Below are 1,429 nucleotides of genomic sequence, written 5' to 3'. Positions count from 1 at the left end.
TATCTTCCAAAGGAACAAAAGAAATAGAATATTCCAGGCAATCGAGCAAATGGGTAAACTCTTTTTGCGTCAAAGTGAGAGGAACTTGAAGGGTTTCTCGAAAATTTCCCGACCAAAGACTTTTAAAATAGGGCGATTTTTGCCTTAACAAAGCTAGTTGAGAATAGGAGATGTTTAGCGAAGTTCCATCCTGAAATCTCAGTTTAAATTCCTGGGATAAAGAGAAACAAACTGAAGGTTGTGTGGATGACTCAATTTTCTTTGGGGAAGTGTCCTCTAAAGCATTTAATTCTTCTGGGTTAGCTAAAGACTTTAATAAAAGTTTGTTTTCATCCTCAAATTTATCAATAGTTTTCTGAGTGCGCGTTCTTATTGAAAAAGGAGGGGCATCACATAGAGTTTGACTCGAACTTGTTAACGATATACCAGATGATGCGAGGCGACTTACAATAAATTTGGGAATCGTAATTTCTTTTCGTCCCCAAGAAATCTCTCTCCATTGAGACTGAAGCTGCTCTTTTTCGAGATAATTGAAGAATAAGTTGAGGAAGCCCTGAAAAATTGTTTTACACAGCAAACCAATTCGTTCAGAAAATTTTAAATAACTGTTCGATCGAAAATAAGAATGAGCGTCTGCGTTAGCGAGGAGATTACTAGGATTAACACTTGGATTATGAATATTCAAAATTACCTTCCAAATTAGTTAAATAATTTTTAAATTATATAGATTTTTGAATAATATAATATACAAATAAATATCATTACAATAGTAATGAAATGAAATATGTAGTTAAATAGAAAATATCTTTATCAATTGAAAATTCTTATAGAATAATTAGAATCTGATAAAGTTTAAAAACAAAATCTTTAAACTTTAATAGGAAAAATTACCCAAGCCTGTTTTAGATTAATTGTAGAGGAAATGTTTTCGTAATAGATCAAGGGTCAGAGTTCCCGATTCTTTGCAAAAAGAGACATTTATGCGTGCCAAATTTTTCAACTTTTTTAAAATTTGAAGAGGTAGATTGTTATGTTTTAGAATTCTTAAATAAATACTTTGCTAACTTAAGAAGTTAAGAAAACTTCTTTAAAAAATATGTTTCGATTCTAATCGGCTATCGAACGTTAAGTTTTTCCTAAAATGCCAAAGTCTTAGTCTTAAGCTTAGATTTTCCATCGTGTAATTTGTATCTTTGAAGCCTATTATTGGGCTTTTCGGGTATTGCTTGAACAATTCTTTGTCGTTTTAGCAGTTGTTTGTGTGCTTTCTTTAACCTTCTAACGGTTGAATAAATTAGTTGATCGATCAATACTTGGTATTTCTCTTTTATTTATTAAATAAAAGAGTCTCTTATACCGCTCAATAATATAACCACCATTTAAATTTTATCGATATAAAAACAATATTTCTATTGGTTTAGGTTTATTT

Annotated in this window: 1 pseudogene; it reads right to left on the bottom strand. The window is 30.6% G+C overall.

Going from position 1 to position 1,429, the window contains the following annotated elements:
• Positions 1-685, bottom strand: a pseudogene (locus BU804_RS07425) (hypothetical protein); the annotation flags it as partial.
• Positions 686-1,429: the final 744 nt, after the last annotated feature.

Source organism: Candidatus Protochlamydia sp. W-9 (assembly GCF_001950615.1).
GTDB lineage: Bacteria > Chlamydiota > Chlamydiia > Chlamydiales > Parachlamydiaceae > Protochlamydia > Protochlamydia amoebophila.
The sequence above is the reverse complement of the archived record's forward strand: the minus strand, read 5'-3'. Positions and strand labels throughout refer to the sequence as shown.